This window comes from Legionella steelei (assembly GCF_001468005.1).
Taxonomy (GTDB): domain Bacteria; phylum Pseudomonadota; class Gammaproteobacteria; order Legionellales; family Legionellaceae; genus Legionella; species Legionella steelei.
Genome location: NZ_LNYY01000019.1, coordinates 818,225 through 839,109 on the forward strand (window position 1 = coordinate 818,225; position 20,885 = coordinate 839,109).

Here is a 20,885-nt window from a genome sequence, read left to right on the forward strand (position 1 = left end):
GGGTTCATTTCAAGGGTCCAAAAAATTTTTTCTTGCCCTCTTAGAAATAAATCGATTATCCTTGCGCGCCATATTTTAGACCCCATATAGGGTGTACATTGTTATTGCTAAGAGGAATGAATACATCATGAATCACTTGCTCGAAGTTGCAATTAAATTGTTATCAGAGCGCCACCATACAGAACATGAATTAAGGCAACAGTTAGAAAAAAGTTTTTCAAACCATCTAGAGATTGACAAAGTGATAGAGTCAACAATAAATCGACTTAAGGAGCTTCATTTACTCAATGACGACCATACAGCTGAAACTTTAGCCGCTAGTTATGTACATAAAGGTAACCGATTTATTACACAAGTACTGCGCCAAAAAGGAATCAGTAATGAAGCCATTCATCAAGCACTTCAAAGGGTTGGCGATGAATACTCTAGAGCACTGGATGAAGCGCGTCGAAAAATGAGAGGCATGAGTAGCGAATCATCTGAGCAAAAGAAAACACGACTGTATCGCTTTTTAAGTGGCCGGAGCTTTTCTTTTGATACGATAAAGCAAGTATGTAATACATTAATAGAACAAGGTCTCCTTGATTCATCTGGTGAATCAAAGGAAACGCTTGAATTTTAAGGATTTTACCACCTTAAGTTTTGACTTCGGACTAAGTTTAATTGTGTTCCAATTGAATCTGAGCATAGCCATTTTAAGGAGCAAGGGACCACGGAAAACCGACGCTTTCTCGCCAGTTTAGGAGCGGTGTTGAACAGCCTGTAAATAGAGGTGTTTACAGCCTAAACTCCAGCGATATCTATAGTATTCACTTGTATATCCATTTGCTTATTAGCACGCACAATCGAAACAGTGACTTGGTCCCCTACTTTTATTTCCGTAAGCATATTATATAACGCATCATAGTTACGAACTGCGTGACCATTTAGCGCAACGATAATATCACCTAATACGATTCGTCCCCAATCATCTCGATGAGTACCTCTTAAATGTGCTTGAGCAGCTGGAGTATTAGGTAAGACATCTGCAATCAAGATCCCTTTATGTATACCCAATTGACGTGCAATAGTAGATGGAACACTTTGAATACCTATCCCAGACAATATCACTCGCCCATTTTTGATAATTTGCGTTACGATACGTTCAATATCATCAGCAGGAACTGCAAAACCAATCCCAGCAGATGAACCTGAATGAGAGTAAATCATGGTGTTCATTCCAATTAACTGTCCAGCACTGTTCAATAATGGTCCGCCAGAGTTACCGGGATTAATTGGAGTATCTGTTTGAATCATATTCCGAATCGTAACTCCACCGATCCCAGGAACTTTTCTACCCAAAGCCGAAATAACTCCTTTAGATAAGCTATGATCCAAACCATAAGGATTACCTATTGCAATCGCTTTTTGGCCCACTATGAGATCATTAAGATGTACTATTTGAAAAGGCGTAAATTGCTTTAATAAATCCAGAGCTTGTGGTGCTTCAATTTTTAAAACTGCAATGTCTTTACGAGGCTCTGCTCCAACTATTTTTGCAGGGACTGTCATTTTGCCCAGAGTAATTGCCAGCTTATCCGCTCCCTTAATAACATGATAATTTGTAACAATATGCCCGCTGTTATCCCAGATAATTCCAGAACCAGCTCCATTTTTAATTTCCATTCTTTCAAGTGAAGAGTTAGTAACTGTCGCCAATCTGTGAACATAAACTACTTTAGGTGATGCATCATGAAAAACTTGTACCGTATTTTGTTCATCAGGAAGAAGAGAATTTAGATTTAAACTGTAACCAGGGAAAACCACAGTAAAGTGTAAAACAAATGAAATAAAATATATAACTCGTTGTTTTGCCATCGATATATCTCCACTAATTAGCTTGACCTGGGATCTTGCATAACCAGCATTGAAAAGACCATATTGAAGTAAAAACACCTAAAAAGTAAACTGTCCCAGGACTTCGAAAATATTTTGCAACCTATTGGATAAACTGTCAATTACTCAAAAATAATGACATTTTTTTACTAATTGGTGCAATTGATAATTTGCTTTAGGGCTCACTATCAAAGCATGACTGCTATTTTCGTGTCCATATTGCCTGCTTGAAATTGCTTTATCAATTGTAGAAAAATCCAATACAAGATCGTTTGAAATGAAATGTCAATTAACCGGTATAATATAGGTAAGTCAATTTGGTGATGTACTTGCTCCACTGTGGTTTGTTCAGGGCTTACAGAGAGCTCGGATTTAATACATCCATTCCCTCCTTATTCAATATTTCTACTTTTTTTGTTGCGCACAACACCAAGCTCTTTAAAGAGGGATATGAACAAAAACTCCCTAGTGAACTCAATGAACGAATCGCGAGGTTTGGGAGCTAATCCAGGAGGTACTTATTTTGTAACCTGTTTAGTTTTGTAGTCCGGGGGAAGCAAAGTGGAACTCTCGTCATCCCGAGTGCAACGAGGGTTCTCCCATCCTAACACAGGCTACAATTTGGAGATCCCCCGCACTCGGGACGTGGGCTTTCTGCCCCCTCTTTTGCCTCACCAGCCCCAAGCCTAAACTATCTTTAACCCCGCCAATGATTTTCTTAAGTTTTCCTTAAGGATTGAATCGTAAGATACACAGATTAATTGAACTATTCATACAAGCAATAGACCAAGAGCTCTTGTTGACTCTTATCCCAAAATGTCTGTATGAGCGGAGGACTGATACAACTTAGGCAATCTGAATCAATACATGGAATTCATGTTGAGATAGATTTTTTAAGTGTATCAGTGTCTTTTAATTAATAAGCCCAGGGCATCTTATGGCGTTGAGAAAGGCTAAAGAACAACACATGTTCCCCTTTCCACTTATTATTGACTGCCACACTTCTTCTTATCCAATCGTTCTCCTCATGTTTCCAGCTTTTATACGGATTTAACACCGCATCATTCAATGCATCTAAAAAACCTATAAACGTTTTTTAAATTTTTCATGAGGATAAAGAGGAATGAGATATAAATTAAGACTTGATAATAACGATCAAGAAGAACAAATATTCACTAAAATTCAAGAGTTAAAAAAATCATTTGGCGAGGTATATCTTGATTTGAGCACCGATTATCTTGGAAAAGAGTCTGGCACCAAACTGGCTATTCTATTAAAGATTCTCAAAGATCCCGCGATGACACAGCTTGATTTGCAAGGGAGTTTCTTGGGGCAAAAACAGACATAATGGGTACCGTATTAGGTGCTCTGAAAGACTTTAGAGTAACCCATCTTAATTTAGGTGCGGATGAACTTTGGAAAAAATCAGCCACCGATCTAGCCACCATGTTAGCGGCTCTAAACAACTCTCGGGTAACCCATCTTAATTTGAGCGGGAATTGCAGTTCTATTTAAGATAGATGAGGAATCAAAACAACTTGGGCATGATGAAGAGCAGCGTCTAGTCTACCACCAGAAGCACAGCCTGCCCGTTATGCTTGAGGCTAAAGCCTACTTGGAGAATCTTCTATCATCTAAACAAGTCGAACCCAATGAGTCCTTAGGCAAAGCTATAAAATACATGCTGAAGCATTGGGAGAGACTCACCCGTTTTTTACAAACTCCCGGTGCGCCTATCCACAATAACGACATGGAACGAGGGTTGAAAATCCCCATCAGAGGCCGTAATACTTGGTTGTTTTATAAATCTGAATACGGTGGCTATGGTAGGCGGCGTACTCACGAGTATTATTTATACCTGTGAGTTATCCGGTATTAACCCCTTTGAATACCTAATTGCACTTCAGGTTTACAAAGACCATATTGTTAAAGAGCCTAAAGCCTAGCTTCCCTGGAATTACGAAAACACATTAGCTTCATTAGAATCATCACTGGCCGCATAAGCCTTAGAACGCCAATCGTCTGGAAGACTTGCTTTTATAGGATGGCCTTGGGCAAGCAGTATCAATAACTCACTGGAACGTAATTGGACTGAAGGACTCAATCCACTAGGCCACCACGCTAATTTGCCTCGACTAAACCGTTTCTGACTAAGCCAAAATCCACTCGCATCATACACGAATAGTTTCACTGAGGTTCGCATGCGATTGGTAAAAACAAATACGGTACCGCTGTATGGGTCATCAAGCAATTTTTGTCGGCATAATGCTTTTAATCCATCGATACCTTTTCTAAAATCAACGAGCTCTACTGCCAATAACAACCGATGTTGTGGGGTAATCTGCAGCATCGTTACCCCAGAAAGTCCAGCATGAGCTTTGATACCCTACTCATCGGTACTGCATTGATTTTCAGTATACTGCCACAGGGACGATGAAGCTCAACACTACAAAGCTCATCATTACTCGATAGACACTCTAAATCAAGCCTCGTAGGTTTTCCTTTTACCTCAATAAACTGCAGACTCGTATTCTGGACAGGTAATAATTTTTTCCTGATTTGGATTGGACGAATCCCTAAATGACTGCCGATTTTCGAAGGCGTATAATTACCCAATAGTCCCTTGACCTGCTCCCATAACTCATCTGGGATTTGACTGCGCTTTGTTCGTGTGGTTCGCCATTGTCTAAAGGCTTGTTTAACAGTTTCTAGTTTATTGGTGCCTTTTATCATTAAGTCGCCTCCTAAAATCATTGAGGCTATAGACTAAACAACCGCTCTGTCTCTAGTCACGCACGCTTCCCGAAAACTCAGATGAAATGTTCATTCGGATATTACTAAAAATTCTAAATAATTCACTCCAAACATCATGGAAACTCTCTTATCCACTAAGCTATAGATACATTGAAGAATTAATGGAAGAACGTAGAGCGGATGAATGAAACGTACATCAAAGTTAATGGCAAATAGGTTTTCTTGTATCGTGCTGTAGATAAAGAGGAAAAATCCAACCATTGTTGGAATTGAGTTGCATCGAATGCTTAAAAGAGACAGATGGAAAATGCAGAAGACATGCTTGTTTGAAAACAATTTTATGAACTTGCGACATAACTACACACTAAATCAGACCTTCCACAACTTCGTATAAACTTTTCGACAGAACCCGTAAAACCGACAATAGGAATAAACTTTCAATGCGAATTACCCCCTTAAATAGCCTATGATTTAACCCACCTTCTGAATTAGATAATAAAAATAATATTTTTTACCCCACGCTGTTTCCTTACGAGAATACTTCGCCAAGTAACGCAGTGTGGGGTTTTTAAATCTAATTTTCCACCAAGGCAGAAAGGTTGCGCCCTTAGAGCCTGCTAGCGCAAGAAGTTCGGTAAGCGGCATCGGATTATTATCATCGCCGAATATCCTTTGAGCCCTTTTACAAAGTCCAGCTTCATCTACAATGAGACGTTTGTAAATAGATGCTTGAACCATCCGGGTAATATTTTTCTTTTTGATGATTTTTAAATGCTTACTTGTCTTAATATATGCTTCTAATTTGTCTGATTGCTGTTTATTTTTAAAATAAATATCGGCATAACAAAAGAATCCGCCAGGAGCTAGGACGCGCTCCACTTCAGCAAAAAAAAGCTCAATTCTTGGATAAAGATGAGAGCTTTCAAGGTTTGTTATCACATCAAAACTTTCATCTTTTAACGCTAAGCTTTCCGCATCAGATTGTAGGTAATTTACTTTTTCATTTTTATAAAAATTACTCTTTGCACGTCTTATCAAAGGAGTTATTAAATCAACACCTAAAGCATATTGAGTTTTCAGTAGTTCAGAACCCAATCGTAAGCCGAGCCCATTGCCACAACCAACCTCTAACAATCTCTTATCGAAAAATTCCATTTTTACTAATGGCCTGATCAGGTTATAAAGGAGTAGTGGTGAGTAAATATCTTGATATGGAGATAAGGTAGAAATATCAACATTTAACGCCATGTATTCCTTATATATTTTCTTATTCCACAGCCCCCAGTTCATAAAAACATTTTCTTCAATAAAATGAGCAAAACATTCATAGCTCGATTCGACATCCTGTTTCATTAATGTAGCTTCTGAGGAATGATAGCATTTTTGTTTTAGTATTTTATTTGTTTTTCTAAGAGCTTGACTGTACGTTTTGATTTCTTCTTTCATTTTAATCCCTTATTAAATCAGCAATCTTAGCGTCATCATTTTTTACTAATTTTTTAATAACCTTAATTAATTCGCGGGCTATTTGATCGTTACACTGTTCCGTTAGAGGGCCATTAATAGACACTAGATATTCGCCATCCTGATTCTTGGTGAAGATAATCCATAAGTATTGATTGCCTATAGGACGGTCTAAACTGGCAAAATGACTGGCATAATTATAATCAAGATCTGCAAACTTCATATGCAGAGGCTCTTTGGTGAAAAAACCCGCAGTAATATTAATACATACTTTCACCGGACTTGGTTTTAGTAAAGGGATATTCAAGTGAAACATCTTATTGAGCTTTGATTTGATTAAGATATTTTTTCTTCTCGATATGAGCTGAGCTAAGTAGTTCAGATAGTAGTCTATTACTATTGAGTTTAGTTTACTTTTTTTAAAATGTTTCGTTAGAGAAGCTTTATTAAATACATATATCAAATACTGAGACAAGGAAAAACCTTTTAGCCTCTGGTTTTTGATGAGTTGAGAACATTTTTGATAAGGGGCTGTTTTTAACAGTTGCTCTTCAATTGAATGAATAGAGTCAATATAGCTGCCCTCCACATTTAAGGTAATATTTATCAATTTAGGTTCCGAGAACAGACCCAGGGCTGATTTGTATTGACTTCCTTCTTTACCTTGATGAATTAGTGCAACAGGTATTTTATTTTGCTGACTTATCTTGTAACAAACGATTTGGCATGCAGCAATTAATCCAGAGCTGATACTAATATTTTTTTCTTTATGCCAGTCGATAAATTGTTCAATCACTTGTGATTCAATAGGATAATGAAACAAATGCTTGGAGCGCTCAAGCCCTGAATCAGGTAAATGGTTTCCTGGACCAAAATTTACGCCTTTAACTCCTTTATTATAACGCCACCAAAAATCAATTTTATCTTTCAGGTTTTTTACATAATCAATATTACTCTGTCTCACATAGTCAAAAAAAGATGCTTTTTCGGGTATCGGGGTGAGTGTTTCTCCACGGGTAAGTGCAGTGTAATATTTCTTAAACTGTGCAAGTACAATATTACACGTATCATCATCAGATATAATGTGAGGAATCACGATATGTAATTCATGCAAATCATTATTCAGCTTATACAGATATACTTTAATCAGTGGCTGTCTGTTTAATGGAATAATACTCATTACATTACTATAGAATTCATCCTCCAACACATCCATCTCATTATCTGAGGAAATGTCTTCGTAGTTTAGCTTAAATTTGCCAGCTTTCTTCACCATTTGGGTCGGCGTATCTTCGTTAAAGTTTGTCCAGAAAATACTGTTTTGCTTCACAACAAAATCAAATGCTTCGAACAAATATTCTTTGTTGAGTTTTCCATGAAGTTGTATGTGTATACCGCAATTCTGAGCATAACCCATTTTATTTGAAACCCAATATACGTATTGATAATCAGATAAAGCCATTTCCTCTAAAACTGGATTTTTCGTGACATGAACACTGGTTTCTTTTTCAAAAATACTTTGTAATTCATCAGCAAGATTCCTGGCAATTTTATCAATGCTTGGGTGATTAAGAAAATATTCGATGGGGATACTAAGCGATGGGCATTGCAATTTATCATGTATTCGGTTTCTAATTTCTAAATACATCAATGAATCCATGCCCATTGAGTACAAATCATCTTTTGCTGCAGTTTGATCGAGCTCCGGCATCCCCAGAACATCTGCAGTAATTTTACATAAAGCCAAACTCAACATAGCCACACGCTCTTCATGAGCATGCTCTCGAAGAGCGTTTAAAAATTGCTGATTGGGTTCAGAAACCTCTTTACTCTGGGCATAATTACTGGTTTCTTTTTCAAAAATATTTTGTAATTCTTCGGCAAGATTCCTGGCAATTTTATCAATGCTTGGGTGATTAAGAAAATATTCGATGGGGATACTAAGCGATGGGCATTGCAACTTATCATGTATTCGGTTTCTAATTTCTAAATACATCAATGAATCCATCCCCATTGAGTACAAATCATCTTTTGCTGCAGTTTGATCCAGCTCCGGCATCCCCATAACATCCGCAGTAATTTTACATAAAGCCGAACTCAACATAGCCACACGCTCTTCATGAGCATGCTCTCGAAGAGCGTTTAAAAAGTGTTGAGCTGGTGCAGGAGCCTCCCTGCTCTGAGCGAAAAACTCCATTTGTTTCGGTGCGTTTTTGAAATAAATATCTCTATCAATAGGGCATACTGAAATTTGCGTCACCTGATGTGTCAATAAAACATCAAGAATATCCACACTGTCTTTATCTAAAGGAATTAAACCTTGTTGTTTCATTGCTTGCGTAAGATTTGCTGCCATCCCCACCGTATGAAAAGGACCCCAGTTAATCGCAATTGCGGGTAAACCCAACTGATGTCGTAAATGCGCTAGCCCATCTAAAAATCCATTAGCAGCAACATAGTTTGACTGCCCTTTTGATCCTAGCACCGACGATATAGAAGAAAATAAAACAAACACGTCCAACTGAATATTTTTAGTTAATTGATGCAGAATCTGGGCGCTTTCCATTTTCGCATGTAACACAGTTTGAATATCTTCATCGCGTAAATTGACAATCAAGCCATCTTTAATGACGCCTGCGAGATGAAACACGCCTCTTAGAGGTTTGGAGTCTTGCTCAGCATGCTCAAATATCTGCTTCATTTGCTGATAATTACTTGCATCAGCAGCATAATGCCTAATGTAGACTTGTTTTTTTCTTGCCCTTGAAATCAAGTCCTTTGTATCCATTGAACATTCAGAGCGACTAGTAATAATAATATGTCTAGCACCTCTAAGAATAAGATATTCAATTAATGCCTTTCCTAAACCTCCAGTGCCTCCCGTAATGAGGTAACTTGCCTCTCTATCAAATAATGTCTTTTGTTGCTCAGGAGGAGGAGACAATTGTCTTTTTTCTAGCCTGGGGACATAAATTGAATCTCTTACTGCAAATTGAGTTTCCAAATTTTTAGCAGAGAATAGATAGTTTAAAAGCTTGTTCAAATTGCCGTTTGAACCTAAGTCAATCGCATAATTTCTACTGAGTCCGAGCTCATTTCTAAAGCTTTTCCAAAAAGCACTCGCCATGGTATGCTCGGGATTTACTTTTTCATCATTAATGCTATAGGCATTTTCTGTAACTAATATAAAACTGCTCGGGCATGATTTAAACATTTTTTGACAGCAATGAAACAACGCCGTAAATTGCCCTTCTTCATAAAAGAAGATTATATTTTTATTTTCTATATTCTCTAATGTATTCACATCATCTGTACGCTGGTAAACAAGATGGCCAAATACTTGTTTCGCTTTCATTTCATCTTTCGCTATAACCCAAAAATCAGGTATATCTGATGTGCTTAGCAAGTTTACATTAAGTTTATTCCAGCTTATTTCATAGAGATGATTCAAATTAGATTCATTGCCAGAGATTGGGCTCGCCTGTCCTAAATCGATACTTAATAAAGAGTTCCTTTTTTCAAACCAAAATTCTCTCCGGTCAAACGCATAGTTAGGCAGCGTTACTTTTATAAATCGATAACCACAATTTTTATAGTATAAATTCCAGTCTACATTGTTGCCTTGCAAATAATCGGCAAGCAGTGACATTAGTACCGCATCGTCGTGTAAATCAAACGGATTATTTTTTCCCTGCGATGAGGCAAATTGGCCCATATCTAACAATCGCCCCGCCTCAGCAGCGCTTTTAGCAACCACAGCCAACCGATAAGGATGATGTTCTCGGCAAGTGGCAGCGGTAAAACATACATCACTAAAACTATCTTTTGTTGTTTCTAAATACTGTTGATATCGTTTTGCCAAATGGTCTAATGAGGCTTGGGTTTTTGCCGATATAACCAGTAAATTTAATCTGGCTGGTTGAGGTGGACTTTGATCTGCCGTTACAGCAAATTCTTGCAAAATAAGATGGGCATTCGTACCGCTGAAGCCAAAAGAATTGACCCCTGCGCAGTTGGGTTTTGAACCCATGTTCCAATCCATATTTTGCAGAGCGATATGTGTATCATCTAGTTTTATATTGGGATTTAATTTCTTAAAATTTAAATTCTTATAAATTTTCTTCTTTTGTAGGCTAATGATCGTTTTAATAACACCTGCTATACCAGAGGCACTTTCAAGATGACCTATATTTGTTTTAACCGCACCGAGATATAATGGGTTATCTTTACTACGCTGGTATCCATAGACGTTATTAATAGAATGAACCTCGGTAGGATCACCTATAGGAGTACCTGTTCCATGCGTTTCAACATAGCTGATGTCACTGCTCGATAACTCGGTTTGTTTCAGCGCTTGCAACATCACTTCTTCTTGGCTTTTACCGTTAGGAGCAGTAAAGCCCATAGATTTTCCATCATTATTAACTGCTGAGGCTTTAATAACCGCTAAAACCCTATCCTTATCGCGAACCGCGTCCGCCAGTCTTTTAAGAAAAATGACCCCACAACCTTCGGAGCGCACATAACCATCTGCACCTGCGTCAAAGGTTTTACATTGACCATCGGGCGATAATGCCTTAGCGTTGCATAGAGCTATATTTATCTCTGGCATTAATATGACATTCACGCCACCAGCCAAGGCAAAATCGATTTCTTTATTTTTTAAGGCCTGACACGCATAGTGAATTGCAACTAAAGATGAAGAACACGTAGTATTAAAACTTATTGATGGTCCTTTAAAATCAAAAACATATGCCACTCGACCCGGAATATAACTTACTCCATTGCCGGTAACATAATAAAAATTTAATGTTTCATTTTGGTGTGGGTAATATCCCGTACCAATGGGACCCACGCCAGCAAATACACCAGTTAAACTATCACGCAAAGAACTGGGAGTGTAGTTTGCATTTTCCATAGCCAGATAACAACATTCTAAAAAAATTCGATGTTGAGGCTCCATCAATTTCGCTTCACGGGGACTAATACCAAAAAAATTTGCATCAAAATCTTTAATATTCTCCATTAATCCAAGTTTATTAACGTAGGATTTTCCTGGGACGTCCATATTTGGATTATAGTATTTTGCATTGTCCCATCGATCGATTGGAATATCCTTAATGCCACTCAGCCCTTCTTCAAGCAAGCGTTCAAATGCAGTAATATCAGGTGCATTAGGCAGTGAGCAGCTCATTCCTATAATGGCGATTGCATCGTCTGCCACCTTCTGAGGCGCATTAATTGATGATTGCTCACTACTGTTTCTAGGTTCATGCCAATAGAGTTTTCTATCAAAGTAATACGGTGGTAAATCAACTTTATTGTATTGATTATCACGCTCATCTAATCTTATGTTGGCCCCGGATAGATAAAGCTTGAAAATTTGATTGACATCATTTCCCGTTATTTTGATGTCTTCTTTTATAGTGACTCTTTTCAGCTCATAATCTTTAGACTCTATTGTCTTAATTAACTCCATTTTATCTTTTGCAATGATGGCGCAGCGAAATTTATAATGGTCTCGGCAATTGAGCAAGGTATAGCACACATCACGCAAACTGCTGGAGGATTCCTTGAAATAGTGTAAGTAGCTTGCCATCATGTGTTGCAATGAGTATTCACTGTTTGCTGAAATGACAAAGCATAGCGGTTCACCGTTATCCGCAATAGGTTCCTTTGCTGTGAAACTTGGAGGCTCTTCAATAATGGCGCTCACATTGGTACCCGTAAAACCAAAATTGGATACTTGTGCATACCTCTTTTTATTTTGTTGTTGCGTAAAGGGTATCGCCTTAACAGGTATCAGTGCGGGTATGCTTTTTGGATCAATTGAGCTGTTTGGTGTTGCGTAATGTAGGTTTGCTGGTATGGTTTCATGCTTGAATGCCTCAATTACTTTAATCAGTGAGGCAATACCCGATGATGAAATTGTATGACCCAAATTACTTTTTAATGCACCGATAATTAGCGGTTTGTCATTGTCATGCTGGCCTTGGTGTATGTGTTGAATCGCATTAAACTCAACCGAATCACCAACAACAGTACCTGTTCCGTGTGTTTCAATATAATCAATGTCGCTTGCTGCTAAATGAGCTTGCTTTAACACGGATTGATGCATCGCAATCTGCGCCTCTATATTCGGGGCAGCCATGCCCATTCCACCACCATCCTGATTCATGACAATGCTTTTGATCACCGCATGGATCTGGTTATTGTCTTTAATCGCATCACGTAACCGTTTAACTACCACTACGCCACAGCCTTCGCTACGTGCATAGCCATCGGCTTTAGCATCAAAACTACTGCATTGGCCAAGAGCTGATAGCATATTGGCCTTGGTTACGCCGATAAAAATTTCAGGACAAAGACTAAGATGGACTCCGCCAACAATTGCCATATCGCATTGCTGATTTCTTAATGCCGTGGTTGCCAGATAAAGTGCTGATAAAGAGGAAGAGCATGCTGTATCCACCGTGATGCATGGTCCCTTTAAATTTAAAAAATAAGAAAGCCTGCCTGCTGCAGCACTGTCAGCAGAACCAATATAGGTATATGCATTAAATTTAATATTGTCTTTATAATTCAGCTGGTTGTAGTCGTTAGTAGAGATGCCACAGTACACCGCAGTATTTGAATTCTTTAATGAATCAAGGGGGATATTGGCATGGTTTAATGCGCGAATGGATACTTCTAAAAACAGGCGGTGTTGTGGATCAATTTGTTTTGCTTCAATGGGAGCTATTTCAAAAAAAGCAGCATCGAATAACTGAGGATCATTTAAAAACCCTCCTTTACGACTCACTATTTTATCGTCTTTCTGCCTATCAGCATCATAATACTTGTCAATATCCCAGCGATTTGCAGGCACTTCTTTGATTGAAGTCTGTTCTTTAATTAACATCTCATAAAATGCATCAACATCTTCGATATCCGCATTAACTCCGGGAAACTGACAATTTATTCCCACAATAGCGATCGGCTCATGCATTATATCGGAAAGATTATCTTCCGAGTTGTTCTTTATCAATTTAGAAATCCCCCATAAACTACACTATTCAGTATAGCTTTTTTCTTCGTTTTCGTCGCGTTCATCGTGTTCGGAGATGCATTTCCATATAATCTCGCACCTCACTGAATGTGCTTGAGTTGCCGACTCGGAATGAGTTACCCATCATCCCAACCTTTATCTTTATAACATGTTCAGGCTTTTTAGGAATAAACTCTGGAATATCATCAGGAAACACAATGAACACGATACAATGCAGCCAAATGCTCGCTCTGATTTATTCCCCGAAAAGTTCACAGGGCGAACAAATAATTTCTATTGATTATTATTTTAAAATCAAGTACTTATTGCACGTCACAGACACTAACTTTTAAGGAGAGCAACATGTTTGGTTTTTTTCATCCAAAAACACAAGCAAAAATCTATATGACAACTTCAATAACGTTTTTTATATGTGCTGGTTTATTAGACGCTGTTCTCAGTTCTGGATTGCGTAATGATGATGGCGATATACCTTCCGGATTAAATAATGAGGCCGATAGATGCGAAGCACTTATTGATCAAGCTTATCTTCATGAGCATAAAATTAAAGCTACCTGCATAAGTTTAGTAGGAAATTTGCTATCCAGTTGGGCCTGTATGGAGCCTCATTCAAGAAGTGAAATCGCAAGAGACATAAGCAGGCACGGAACCTGTCGGGACTATATTGAGAATAAATATCCGCCGGAGCCTCCAGAATGGCAACCAACCCAAAGTTGGGGTCTCCGATAATTATGAACCACTACATCTGAGTGAGAATCAATAATGAAGTTTGGTTGAATTACAGCAAGCCTAGGTCGGGCTCTGAGGGATCGACCTACATTTGCTAATGAGCATTTTATTTTTGCGGCACAATAAACTACTGGGCCAATTTAATGACCTCTTTTAACCCATAAGATTAAATGATAAAAGGTGGTGGTTTTTCTGGTTCTGTCGAAAATAGAAAATACAGATTATGCCATCGACTAAGATACAAAAAGCATAACTGATGAGATTAGGAAATCCAGAGTTATATCATGTAATGGGAAGGAAGCTCTTATTTTCTAACAGTCTAGTTAGCAAACGTATGCTATGGGGAACGATTACGCAAAGAAGCTAAAGCACTTGCGACTATATCATTATCGTCTTCTGCTTGAAGCGTATCTTTTTTAGCATGAATGTTTCTCGTTGTATACTCAATGGAAATTTCTTTATTCTCATTGAGCCGGACAATTACATCCGTATTTTCACCCTGACTATTTACCTCAAGCTTAGCTTGTTGAATAATTTTTCTTTTTACTAAGGAATCAATTTCATTCGTCATGTCAGAAAAATCTTTTTGGCCGCCGATAGCAAAACATTGCATCTCAGATGTTACGCCTCCTTGAGACTTTAGGGCTTTTTTCATACTTTTAATTGTATCTTCTGCAGATAGTTCATCGCCAACCCAGTGATTAAGTGATGCTATAGGAGTCCCATTTGCAGTTTTACCGACAACAATTAGTGCATAGCAAGATGCAAGAGCTTCAGTGCAAACCATCTTATTTTTATTATTTAAGTAACCAGTACTAGCCATTGGAACTTGATTTTTTTTATCCATTTCCATAAGGTCAATCGTTTCTTGCTGTATCATTTTTATTGGCGCCATTGCATCTTTTGTTTTTCCGCCACTTTTTCTTTTGGAACAAGCACAGGAAAATAATTTTTCCATAAGACTGGTTGAGGATTCAGCTAAGTCAGTAGAATCTTCATCAGCTTGTTCTTGTCTTATTTTGTTACTAATCTCATCTTTATTTCTAGAGTCCATGGTCATCTCGTTAGATATTGTTAGATAACAAGCCCCCCCTCTTTCTTTAATTAATTATAGCAATTAACTAGTCATCCTTAGCGACACACCATTTAAATCAATAAAAATTGCTAACAACATTGGTTAAATATAGGTTGCGGCATTTAAACTCTCAACTTCTGTATTTAATTCCTGAGCCTGATATTGCATATTTTTTATATAGCATATTCGGCGTGCTAGAGAACCAGTAGGGTTAAAATTTTCTTGCATTTCTATCCTGTTTAATCTTTTTAATAGATCATCTAGATTGTTACTTTTTTGAAGTATTTCATTAACCTTATCAGCATAATGCCGATTCCAGTGAAAAGTAGCAAAAAGAGCAAATCCCGGGCTCCAAGAGTCATTTTTTGTATAATCCTTTAAAAGATTTTTTGCCTTCTCAAATAAATCTTCTGAAGGCGAATGAGTCAGTTCATTATAGCTATCAGGGAAGTATTCTTTTTTCCTGTATTCAATCAAATCTATTGTTCTTTCTGATGTAAGAGAGAAAAGACTCATATCTTTTGGAACGGTAAGCGTTTTAACAGAAACAGGTAATCTAATAATCAAATCACGCAATACTTTATCATCGATAGCCTGTTTTTTTTGTGGGTTCCCTCCTAAAAGAGAAATTTCTTTTATATTATTTGGAAAACTACTAAAAAAAGGAATCAGTTCTTCATAAGTACAATTTTCAATCACTTCCGCATTGATGGTGAAATGAGTTATGTGCTTTGGAATAGCCTTTATCACATCCTCTGGATTTTTCAATTTTTTTTGGAGATTAAAATTAACCTTATTTATAAAATTTGGTAGCTGTTTTAAATACTCAATACAATCCCTTTTAGATTGCTCAGAAGCGATTACCGAAGGAGGATAGTTAAACACCCGAAATCCATAAACAATAGAAGTCGTGAATTTATTGGGGAAAAGATCAATATTTTCGGCCGCTTCCCGGCTCTCGATAATAATATCATCGTTTTTGCGCGGCAGCCCCTCCATCATATTAAAAGCTTCTTCCAAAAGCTCTTTTGTGATTGGCATTTCTTTTTTTCGATAACAATAAACCTCGTCTGAACAAAATTCATCCGGCTTTATCCTTATATCTCCTGATTTTTTGCTAGGCGTTTTTTTAGTACCATTAAATGTAAATAATATCAAACCACCCATAAGCCATACCTCAAAACTATTTATATCCCTTTAGATTAAAGAAGTTATATTTTGGTATGCTTAACTCCTATACGTAAAAATCGCAAATATAGCGGGGACGGTCCGGGACGGCCCCTGTAAAAAAGAAGCAAATTGCCATTAATTACTACAATAAGGAGATTGGGCAATCCTATCGAGAGATTGACTATTTCTGGGCATGCCATCACTGTAATAAATTGAAAATCCCTCATCGCACTTTTTCTAACTGTAATAATTTAACTCTTTCACCCGATTTCTCTAAAAATCATTACAGGAAACTCCTTGAAGCTTGATTGCAATGCACCTTAACACGACGTTATTTGAAAAGGTCAAAAATAAATCTTTTTGATCTCAACCCACTTGGTATGATTTCATTATTATTTGACCATTTTTTAGGCTTCTAGATGGGTATTTATGCAGCATTTGCGATATTTCCTTAATCATCTGGTAAGAAACTGAATGTTACTCTTTAACATGAATTGCAAATTTAATTCGCATTTTGTCCAATATTCGCGACCAGGAGCTGTCATGCAATCAAAAGAGACTTATTTCGTGCCTATAGATGTGAAAACATTTACACCGTTTATTGAAGAACAAGTAGACACAGGCAGCCACTGGACGCGTCGAGGAACCTTACCTGACAGCCAACAAACCTGGTTTTGTAAGACAATGAGAGATCCTATGGCAGCAAAGATAGAACTTCTGGCCCAGGAATTTTTTAGGTTCCTCATCCCTCACCAACCAGAAACACGTCTGGCGGCAGATAAGAACCACACCCTTCACGTTCTGTCTCAAGAAGTACCCGGTTATAAAAGTTTGCCCTTAAACCAACAAAACAATTTTAGCAATGGCGTCTTCACCGGCTTGGGGCAAGCTTTGGTTTGCTCCGTATTCTTAGAGGAGGTTGATTTAAAAAACGGAAATATATGTCTTGATGAGGAGAACAGGGTCATCAAAATTGATGGCGATTGGTGTTTTGCAGAATTAAAAACTGATTATACTGAGGACCGCTCATTTAACCTGTCTCCAAAGACAATAGCATCTCTGCCATACCCAATGGATTTCCCAGCCTTTGAATGGTTGGACTATACGGTAAAATGGGTCAAAAATAGAGAGAGCAAGATAGTAAATCCGACTCTGTCTAACTCAAAACAGTTTCGGACTGAGGTGAATGAAGCAATACTGAAAATTTGTTTACTGCCAGACAGCTTTATTGAAGCCTTTACAGAGTTCTATCTTCCTTCCGAAGGAAAGCGCTTTAGTGACTTAATGAAAGCTCGCCGTGATATCTTAAAGCAAAGCGCCTTGCAAAATAATTCTTTTAAGGACTATTTAAAAACACAGGAAGCTAAAAATGCTGTGAATGCTGTTCTGGAACAAATTAAAACTTTCAAATCAGCAGGTGTATTTGTATTCAACCCTGATCTTCAAGCCAAATTGACAAAAGAAATTTCTCAATTAGATTGGCTCTCTGTGATTTGGCCGGAATACAAAAAATGTTATCAATTAATTCTATCCCTCGAAGGTCAGTTGAATCCTAAAGATACACAATTAGCACAATTTATTTTAGATACAATTGAATCTATTGAAGAAAAAAAGAATAATCCTAAGAACCTTCAACAAAATATAATAAATTTAAACGATGCATTCGCCGCTATGGACTCCGCTGAATTTAAAGCAGTGATAAATGCTATTGCGTCATTTAATGCAAATATTGGTTTTTTTATGGAGTCAAAAGCAGAAAATATAACAAAAGCATTATACAATACGCCCCTTAGTGAACGCGATAAAGTTATTTCAAATCCCACTGCCAATGATGTTCAACGAGCTTTAGCTTCCCATAGGCATCCATTAAGGGATAACCCCATATTGTCTGGGGGAAAGATTGATTATGACAAAGCAGCTAATGCTTATAAAAACCTGAAGGACAGATTTACTCCCATCGAAGAATTATCTGATGAACAAGAAATAAAGCTAAATTTAAACTGAGCACTAAAAAAGGACAATATTATGTCAGAAAATAAGTTTAATATATTCAATCACTTACAAAAAACCAAGGGTAATTCAATACCTAATCGGATTAAAGAACTTCGATTACTTGTAAAAGAATTAAACAAAGAAAATAACGAACTCGTGGAAAAAATATGGGATATCAATCTCAAACTCGATGAGTTTAGGAATGAGGAAGAGACTAGAGAATTACTAAATAAAAAATCTAACCTAGAACAGCAACTTGATAATGAGGATTATGCCTCAAGGATTGCTGAACTGACTAAAACGATTCATGATCTCGAAATACAAGAATATGGCAGCTCTGATTATGGCAGTAGATCAGTCTTTAAACTCTAAAGAATGCAGAAATTATAATGATCCTGACGCGTCATTTTTTAATAAGAAACACTAAAAAAATAGCAGCTCAAATATTCAAAGTTGAATGAAACGGATGCCCATGAAATTTTGGGATTTGATGCTGCTACATTAATCGTCTTATTGATTATTATCCTATTACTTTATCTTAAATAAGCAATTTCAAACTGTACAACATTGAGATAAAGATTGCCGCTATTCAACTGATCTCCATCTATATTCAGATGGGTTTGCCCAATATATTTAAATTGATAACCTACACTTAACAACCAATGGGTATTCAGCGCCTCATGCAACCCAGCACCAACCTGATACATAAACGAATTTGAACTCTGATTTTCGACAAAAGGATTGTAAACTTCATTATTATCAAGAGAAGAAATACCTAGTCCCAGAGCTTGGTTAAAGTTCATTCCAATACCGGCACTAACGTAAGGATTCATAGCGAATGTTGAATCATAAATCAACTTTCCTTTGACCCCAACATCTATATGACTTAGCCTGAATTTATAATTGAAATTATGAAAATTAGAATTAATCCCATTCCATATACTGCCATTTAAAGCAATGGTACTGGTTTCAGCAGCAACCAAGCCTACCTGTCCCATTAGGTTTGATGTAACTGCTTTTTGAACTCCAAGAAATTGTTCACCATTAAATACAGGAGAATTGCTGCTTTTATTATGAAGAAACGTTATTTCTAAGTCTGTATGTCGCTTGAATGTCTGTGGATTTTGCTTTGATCCACTTATCCAAGCAGGTCCAAAGCTTAAATCAAGCAAGTAGTGAGAATCCAAAGGCATTGCGTGCTCTGTAGCAGCTAAGGCAAATGCAGAAAATACACATAAAGAGGCGTAAGAAGTAACTTTGACCCCTGAGATCCAGACTCTTAAAATAAGTTGGTATAGTTTTTTTAAGGTCAATGATACAATTTTATTCATCGTAAAAATATCCTTTTTGTATTTACGTTTCATGATTATTCCTGGCAAATCATATAGAAAAAATTATAAATATCAAAGAGTCAACTCATTCTGCTAAGCAATATCCCTAAAATTTTTCTAGAGTATAAAGTTCGTCATTATTAAATGAGCTAATCCCCATTTTCAAGACGGCACAAATAGTCAAGAGCACAAAGCGCTAACTTTTAACCCGTAATTTCGATTTTCTAAATTGCCTATTATTTATCACAGCGAATCAATTACAATATATATTAATGTTTAATTAACAAATAAATGGTAAAATAATGAACAATTACTTAATTTGTTCTTGTATTTGGCTATTAGTTAAAACTAGTGCGCAAAGATTATTAGAGGTTATAGTCTATGAAAATCGATATCAGTAGTGACTTACTCATACGTAAAAATCTTAACGGTGTTCAACTAATTAGACCTGATATGGTAAGTAGAAATGAAAGAGAACGGTTGTATACTGTTTCTCATCTCTTGAATATGCCCTTTTGCGTTTACTTTATGGATACACAAAGTATCCTTAAAAACGTAAATGAGTATTCTGCTAGTAGCTGTGGTTTTACATCTTCTCATGATGCAGTTGGCAGATCAGCTCGTGATATTGCAACAAAAGAATCCGCCGAAATGATCATCAAACACGATCAAATAGTATTACAACAAAAAAAAATGATAGTTCAAGATGAACCTTTTGAACAATTAGAACATCATATTAAACGTCCCAGTGTGGCATTCAAATTTCCTTTACTAAATAAGGAAAATAATATCATTGGACTATTTGGCTGCTCTATTGTTCTTAATGACCAACAAAATTCTTTTGCCAATGCTTTAAGCTTATTTATTCAGTCAGGGCTCTTAATACACCCTGATGAAATAACTTCGGCTGGGCAAGATAACACAAATTCAGCTCGCTTAAAGCAACAGTGTACTCCAAAAGAACTGGAAATATTAACCCATATTGTTTCCACAAAATCGGCTAAAGAAATTGGGAAAGCACTTAATATGTCTTACCGTACTGTTGAAGATTATACAGAGAAATTAAAGCTCAAAATGCATGCAAAAAATAAAATTGAATTAATTAAAATAGCTAGGGAATTTTTACCAAGATCTTAATAGCATCTCCTGATTGGGTTGGCTCTGGATACCCTCCCTACCTATGAGTCCTTTTCGCTATTGGCACTACTGTCATCCCCGCAAAATTAAGCACGCTTTGCTCCTGAGTCAGGTCCAAGCCATAAGGATTATCCTCTTCCTTGCCTACCACATCACGCATCGGTGTTGCAGCAGCCGCAAAAAAGCGCACGCCTTGGGTTACGGGCATAGGCGGATTAAGCAAGGTCTCCAAATGTAAATGGCCAAAGTTTAAGAGATGGGCATCTGGTGTCTTCTTAAAGGCAAACATCTGCTCCATCAGGCGCTGAAA

Annotated in this window: 17 protein-coding genes; 8 read left to right on the forward strand and 9 right to left on the reverse strand. The window is 37.2% G+C overall.

Annotated elements, in window-relative coordinates; all coding sequences use genetic code 11:
* Positions 1–127: 127 nt before the first annotated feature.
* The gene (locus tag Lste_RS07800; protein ID WP_058510478.1) at positions 128–622 is read left to right on the forward strand and encodes a regulatory protein RecX; all 495 of its coding nucleotides are present in this window, start codon (positions 128–130) and stop codon (positions 620–622) included.
* Positions 623–783: 161 nt separating this feature from the next.
* Here Lste_RS07800 and Lste_RS07805 read toward each other — a convergent pair whose 3' ends face one another.
* Positions 784–1,857, reverse strand: a complete 1,074-nt coding sequence (locus Lste_RS07805; protein WP_058510479.1) for a S1C family serine protease — start codon at positions 1,855–1,857, stop codon at positions 784–786.
* Positions 1,858–2,998: 1,141 nt separating this feature from the next.
* Here Lste_RS07805 and Lste_RS07810 point away from each other — a divergent pair.
* From Lste_RS07810 to Lste_RS18740, 3 genes are read left to right on the forward strand one after another with little or no spacing between them, the layout of a single operon-like run.
* A complete protein-coding gene (locus tag Lste_RS07810) occupies positions 2,999–3,223 on the forward strand; it encodes a hypothetical protein (protein ID WP_058510480.1) in 225 nt (74 codons plus the stop codon).
* Positions 3,223–3,390 carry a hypothetical protein gene (locus tag Lste_RS19130; protein WP_157070714.1) on the forward strand — a complete coding sequence of 56 codons (168 nt, stop codon included), beginning with the start codon at positions 3,223–3,225 and terminating at the stop codon, positions 3,388–3,390. Before Lste_RS07810 ends, Lste_RS19130 begins: the two co-directional genes overlap by 1 nt.
* Position 3,391: 1 nt before the next feature.
* On the forward strand, positions 3,392–3,739 hold the full coding sequence (locus tag Lste_RS18740) for an IS66 family transposase (protein WP_237760495.1): 348 nt from the start codon (positions 3,392–3,394) through the stop codon (positions 3,737–3,739).
* 93 nt (positions 3,740–3,832) lie between these two features.
* On the opposite strand, the gene tnpB is transcribed toward Lste_RS18740, so the two are convergent.
* The 4 genes from tnpB to Lste_RS07830 all read right to left on the reverse strand — a co-directional run bounded on the left by tnpB (position 3,833) and on the right by Lste_RS07830 (position 13,120).
* Positions 3,833–4,225: an IS66 family insertion sequence element accessory protein TnpB gene (gene tnpB / locus Lste_RS07815; RefSeq protein WP_058510481.1), complete on the reverse strand. Its 393-nt coding sequence runs from the start codon at positions 4,223–4,225 to the stop codon at positions 3,833–3,835.
* A 2-nt stretch (positions 4,226–4,227) separates the two neighbouring features.
* Entirely contained in the window at positions 4,228–4,608 is a 381-nt protein-coding gene (locus tag Lste_RS19580; RefSeq protein WP_237760447.1) for a hypothetical protein, read from the reverse strand.
* 492 nt (positions 4,609–5,100) lie between these two features.
* Entirely contained in the window at positions 5,101–6,075 is a 975-nt protein-coding gene (locus tag Lste_RS07825) for a class I SAM-dependent methyltransferase (protein WP_058510482.1), read from the reverse strand.
* A 1-nt stretch (position 6,076) separates the two neighbouring features.
* Positions 6,077–13,120, reverse strand: a complete 7,044-nt coding sequence (locus Lste_RS07830; RefSeq protein ID WP_237760448.1) for an SDR family NAD(P)-dependent oxidoreductase — start codon at positions 13,118–13,120, stop codon at positions 6,077–6,079.
* Positions 13,121–13,483: 363 nt separating this feature from the next.
* Here Lste_RS07830 and Lste_RS07835 point away from each other — a divergent pair, with 363 nt between their 5' ends.
* Positions 13,484–13,870 (forward strand): hypothetical protein, encoded by a 387-nt coding sequence (locus tag Lste_RS07835; RefSeq protein WP_058510484.1) that lies wholly within the window; start codon positions 13,484–13,486, stop codon positions 13,868–13,870.
* Between the two features lie 337 nt (positions 13,871–14,207).
* Here Lste_RS07835 and Lste_RS07840 read toward each other — a convergent pair whose 3' ends face one another.
* Both Lste_RS07840 and Lste_RS07845 read right to left on the reverse strand, forming a co-directional pair.
* Positions 14,208–14,924 carry a hypothetical protein gene (locus Lste_RS07840; RefSeq protein WP_157070715.1) on the reverse strand — a complete coding sequence of 239 codons (717 nt, stop codon included), beginning with the start codon at positions 14,922–14,924 and terminating at the stop codon, positions 14,208–14,210.
* A 123-nt stretch (positions 14,925–15,047) separates the two neighbouring features.
* On the reverse strand, positions 15,048–16,112 hold the full coding sequence (locus tag Lste_RS07845; RefSeq protein WP_058510486.1) for a DUF5617 domain-containing protein: 1,065 nt from the start codon (positions 16,110–16,112) through the stop codon (positions 15,048–15,050).
* A 546-nt stretch (positions 16,113–16,658) separates the two neighbouring features.
* Here Lste_RS07845 and Lste_RS07850 point away from each other — a divergent pair.
* Together Lste_RS07850 and Lste_RS07855 are read left to right on the forward strand one after the other, a co-directional pair.
* Positions 16,659–18,119, forward strand: a complete 1,461-nt coding sequence (locus tag Lste_RS07850; RefSeq protein ID WP_058510487.1) for a hypothetical protein — start codon at positions 16,659–16,661, stop codon at positions 18,117–18,119.
* Between the two features lie 21 nt (positions 18,120–18,140).
* The gene (locus Lste_RS07855; RefSeq protein WP_058510488.1) at positions 18,141–18,479 is read left to right on the forward strand and encodes a hypothetical protein; all 339 of its coding nucleotides are present in this window, start codon (positions 18,141–18,143) and stop codon (positions 18,477–18,479) included.
* A gap of 161 nt (positions 18,480–18,640) precedes the next feature.
* Here Lste_RS07855 and Lste_RS07860 read toward each other — a convergent pair whose 3' ends face one another.
* The gene (locus Lste_RS07860; protein WP_058510489.1) at positions 18,641–19,471 is read right to left on the reverse strand and encodes an outer membrane protein; all 831 of its coding nucleotides are present in this window, start codon (positions 19,469–19,471) and stop codon (positions 18,641–18,643) included.
* Between the two features lie 348 nt (positions 19,472–19,819).
* Between Lste_RS07860 and Lste_RS07865 the strand changes: the two genes are divergently transcribed.
* The gene (locus tag Lste_RS07865; RefSeq protein WP_058510490.1) at positions 19,820–20,575 is read left to right on the forward strand and encodes a helix-turn-helix transcriptional regulator; all 756 of its coding nucleotides are present in this window, start codon (positions 19,820–19,822) and stop codon (positions 20,573–20,575) included.
* A 37-nt stretch (positions 20,576–20,612) separates the two neighbouring features.
* On the opposite strand, the gene Lste_RS07870 is transcribed toward Lste_RS07865, so the two are convergent.
* A partial coding sequence (locus Lste_RS07870) for a hypothetical protein (RefSeq protein ID WP_237760449.1) occupies positions 20,613–20,885 on the reverse strand: 273 nt, incomplete at its 5' end.

Excerpts from the sequence above, each read along its gene's own strand:
- Lste_RS07800 (WP_058510478.1), top strand. The coding sequence starts at position 128 with ATGAATCACTTGCTCGAAGTTGCAATTAAATTGTTATCAGAGCGCCAC.
- Lste_RS07805 (WP_058510479.1), bottom strand. The coding sequence starts at position 1,857 with ATGGCAAAACAACGAGTTATATATTTTATTTCATTTGTTTTACACTTT.
- Lste_RS07810 (WP_058510480.1), top strand. The coding sequence starts at position 2,999 with ATGAGATATAAATTAAGACTTGATAATAACGATCAAGAAGAACAAATA.
- Lste_RS19130 (WP_157070714.1), top strand. The coding sequence starts at position 3,223 with ATGGGTACCGTATTAGGTGCTCTGAAAGACTTTAGAGTAACCCATCTT.
- tnpB (WP_058510481.1), bottom strand. The coding sequence starts at position 4,225 with ATGCTGCAGATTACCCCACAACATCGGTTGTTATTGGCAGTAGAGCTC.
- Lste_RS19580 (WP_237760447.1), bottom strand. The coding sequence starts at position 4,608 with ATGATAAAAGGCACCAATAAACTAGAAACTGTTAAACAAGCCTTTAGA.
- Lste_RS07825 (WP_058510482.1), bottom strand. The coding sequence starts at position 6,075 with ATGAAAGAAGAAATCAAAACGTACAGTCAAGCTCTTAGAAAAACAAAT.
- Lste_RS07835 (WP_058510484.1), top strand. The coding sequence starts at position 13,484 with ATGTTTGGTTTTTTTCATCCAAAAACACAAGCAAAAATCTATATGACA.
- Lste_RS07840 (WP_157070715.1), bottom strand. The coding sequence starts at position 14,924 with ATGGACTCTAGAAATAAAGATGAGATTAGTAACAAAATAAGACAAGAA.
- Lste_RS07845 (WP_058510486.1), bottom strand. The coding sequence starts at position 16,112 with ATGGGTGGTTTGATATTATTTACATTTAATGGTACTAAAAAAACGCCT.
- Lste_RS07850 (WP_058510487.1), top strand. The coding sequence starts at position 16,659 with ATGCAATCAAAAGAGACTTATTTCGTGCCTATAGATGTGAAAACATTT.
- Lste_RS07855 (WP_058510488.1), top strand. The coding sequence starts at position 18,141 with ATGTCAGAAAATAAGTTTAATATATTCAATCACTTACAAAAAACCAAG.
- Lste_RS07860 (WP_058510489.1), bottom strand. The coding sequence starts at position 19,471 with ATGAAACGTAAATACAAAAAGGATATTTTTACGATGAATAAAATTGTA.
- Lste_RS07865 (WP_058510490.1), top strand. The coding sequence starts at position 19,820 with ATGAAAATCGATATCAGTAGTGACTTACTCATACGTAAAAATCTTAAC.